Consider the following 2894-nt stretch of genomic DNA (forward strand, 5'->3'; position numbering starts at 1 on the left):
TCACACCGAAACCTAGATCTATAATATCTAAACTCTTATGGAGAATTGTTCTCTACCTTTCCTGGTTCCGACCTGGTTTGGCAAGACAGCTCGTTGAAGTAAGAATCCCCGTCCTTATAGGACGGGGAGTGTCAACATGTTTGAAGTCATTATCGCAGTACTTATTGTTCTGTTGGGTTCAGCCATCTGTGCTATGGCAGAAACGGCTTTGTTTTCAGTGCCTATCGTTAAAGTCCGACAGTTAGCGCAGTCAAACAAGCCTACACCGTTAGCACTACTGGCGATTCGCAAAAACATGAACCGGCCCATAGCTACCATTGTTATTCTCAACAACACCTTCAACATTGTTGGCAGCATCGTAATTGGTTCCCTTGCTGCTAGGGTCTTAGGAGAGGCTTGGTTGGGGGTTTTTTCAGGTCTATTTACCTTTCTCATTATTGTATTTGGGGAAATTGTCCCGAAAACCCTTGGTCAGATCTACGCCCAAAACATCGCCCTACTCGTGGCTCTACCAGTTCGGTTCTTAACCGTTGTGTTTACCCCTCTGGTGTGGTTGATGGAAAAAATTACTGCTCCGTTTACTAAAGGTCAAAAACTTCCTACCACCAATGAGGCGGAAATCCGGTTTTTAGCGAAGGTTGGGTATCAAGAAGGGGTGATTGAAGATGATGAAGCAGAAATGATCCAACGAGTATTTCAGTTAAATGATTTGACTGCATCTGATTTAATGACGCCGCGAATCCTAACCACCTATTTACATGGTAATACCACTTTGGCTGACGCTAAACCAAGCATTATTGCTTCGCCTCACACCCGGATGCCTGTGGTTGAAGACTCTATTGATAAAGTTATTGGAATTGCTCTCAAAGATGAGTTACTCACAGCAATCATTGAAGAAAAACATAACCAACCCCTTGCTTCTCTGATTCGTCAAGTCCGCTTTGTCCCTGAAACTGTTCGGGCTGATAAGCTACTGAAAACCTTTCAGCAAACCCGTGAACATCTGATGGTTGTACTGGATGAATATGGGGGTGTTTCTGGTGTAGTCACCCTGGAGGATGTACTGGAGGTGCTAACCGGTGAAATTGTTGATGAGACCGATCGAAACATTGATCTACAAGCAATTGCTCGTAAACGGCGAGAAAAAATGTTGCAATCTTATGGTCTTGATCAGGATTAGTTTTCGGAAAAGAATAAAGAGATAATTTTTATTTGAGATGTAAACAGATGATTGATAAAAAAAGCGATGCATTGCTGCTATCCTTTTCCTGTTCCCAGATCCGCTGTTCCCAGATCCGCTGTTCCCAGATCCGCTGTTCCCAGATCCGCTGTTCCCTTTAAACCAAGCTATATAAATTAAAAAACTAGATTTTTTGACATATTTGATAAGCTTTTTCTTCTGATTCTTCAAGAATTTGAAGTTGTGAGTATAGCTTTTCAATTGTCTCTTGATCGGGACTTTCTAGCGTCAAATTAAAAACTATACTATTGAATTTATTTTGGGCTGTTTTGACAACTTCTTCAGCTTTCCTACAAGATGGATTTCTGAATAGTTGATCAAGTTGAGGAAAACACCCACTTAAGCAAAACGTTAGTATAAAGATTATTATTCTCTTAGCTTGGGCAATAGTAGCAAATTTCATCAGACAAGGGTGTACCTTAAGTTAAGTCTAATACCCACTACTTAAGGAAATCTAGAGTTTCAGGAAATTTCATCAAAACCTTGGCCGTGGGCCACCCTTCGCGAATGAACGATTCCACAACTCAAGTACCTAGGATTTCAAGTCTTTTCTAGAGCATCACTTCAGTCAACAGAGTCTTCTGTTGGTTACTAATATACAGATCCACTATACAGATCCATGCTTGTGCGCCTTTACTGAGTGATCAGTATCGACCTCAGTTTTTAGTTATCTTCCCACTGGCACAAGCTTGAGATCATCTCTGCCATTAAGCGATCGCTTATGTCAATTTGCTCTAAATCCCCTTGACCAATTCCACATCACCTTGAATTATTACGAATCTGGATTTCTGTCCGATCGGATAGCCTTTAGGACACTATTTTTGGGCTTATCCGGTGAAATTGAGGCAAAAATAAGCCAAAAGGGCAATATACTCTATATCGGACAGGTAATATCCCACAGGTATTTAGCCCATTGGTATCAGCCATTTGGCTGATTTTTGCTATGAGGGGTCACACCCCTCACCATTTGTGATAAATTTTAATTAGTAGATGCACCCTGATGATCGAGAGAGTCAAAAACGTGGCTCTCTTTTTTTTTGGGCATAGGGATTGCCTCAGACGAGGAGCGTTTTCCCCAATCACTTGCCCCAAGCCAGCTGATCAAGCTGATCAAATAGACATTTTTAATGCTTTAATATCATGATTGAGAACTATTGCGAAATATATTTACCTGACAGGACGACTATTGAACTGTAGCGCTATATATTAAAGGATTGGGCTAATCTAATAGAAAACTTAATTAGAGGGATTTCCAGTAACCGACAACCACCAGGGTGAACCATTGGGTTCAGGATCAGTACCCCGAAAGCGAGTAATAACCAACAGCATTCCCCAGAGTGCGATCGCGCATCGCCAGTGGGATAAATGCGATGCTCTCGAAGAGCCGCTACGGGAACACACTCTGGGGAATATCAACACTACGTGACATCTCCCGACGCTGCCCTAACGGGACAGGGCGGGCTTCTTACCAACTCCAGCTACTGCTTTTGGATACAAGGCCGTAGGCCACGCTACGCGAACGATAAGCTTTATTAACGACACGGTCAGAAGTTACCCCAGCGAGCAATCCCTCGCTGGGGCAGCCTTTATGGTTAGTCGGCTATGGGTAAAGGGTTAAAACTTTATGATTAAGGCAAGAGACGAAACCTTAGAT

4 protein-coding genes are annotated in these 2894 nt (G+C 42.5%); 2 read left to right on the forward strand and 2 right to left on the reverse strand.

What is annotated here, in order from left to right; genetic code table 11:
* Positions 1–136 precede the first annotated feature (136 nt).
* The gene (locus F6K20_RS32330) at positions 137–1180 is read left to right on the forward strand and encodes a hemolysin family protein (RefSeq protein ID WP_287253520.1); all 1044 of its coding nucleotides are present in this window, start codon (positions 137–139) and stop codon (positions 1178–1180) included.
* 184 nt (positions 1181–1364) lie between these two features.
* Here F6K20_RS32330 and F6K20_RS32335 read toward each other — a convergent pair whose 3' ends face one another.
* The gene (locus F6K20_RS32335; protein ID WP_008189253.1) at positions 1365–1643 is read right to left on the reverse strand and encodes a hypothetical protein; all 279 of its coding nucleotides are present in this window, start codon (positions 1641–1643) and stop codon (positions 1365–1367) included.
* Positions 1644–1929: 286 nt separating this feature from the next.
* Here F6K20_RS32335 and F6K20_RS32340 point away from each other — a divergent pair, with 286 nt between their 5' ends.
* Positions 1930–2175, forward strand: a complete 246-nt coding sequence (locus F6K20_RS32340; protein WP_131826919.1) for a hypothetical protein — start codon at positions 1930–1932, stop codon at positions 2173–2175.
* A 301-nt stretch (positions 2176–2476) separates the two neighbouring features.
* Here F6K20_RS32340 and F6K20_RS32345 read toward each other — a convergent pair whose 3' ends face one another.
* Positions 2477–2659, reverse strand: a complete 183-nt coding sequence (locus F6K20_RS32345) for a hypothetical protein (RefSeq protein WP_131826918.1) — start codon at positions 2657–2659, stop codon at positions 2477–2479.
* Between the last annotated feature and the right edge of the window lie 235 nt (positions 2660–2894).

It is taken from the genome of Moorena sp. SIO2C4, assembly GCF_010672485.1.
In the GTDB taxonomy this organism is placed as follows: domain Bacteria; phylum Cyanobacteriota; class Cyanobacteriia; order Cyanobacteriales; family Coleofasciculaceae; genus Moorena; species Moorena producens.

Excerpts from the sequence above, each read along its gene's own strand:
- F6K20_RS32330 (WP_287253520.1), top strand. The coding sequence starts at position 137 with ATGTTTGAAGTCATTATCGCAGTACTTATTGTTCTGTTGGGTTCAGCC.
- F6K20_RS32335 (WP_008189253.1), bottom strand. The coding sequence starts at position 1,643 with ATGAAATTTGCTACTATTGCCCAAGCTAAGAGAATAATAATCTTTATA.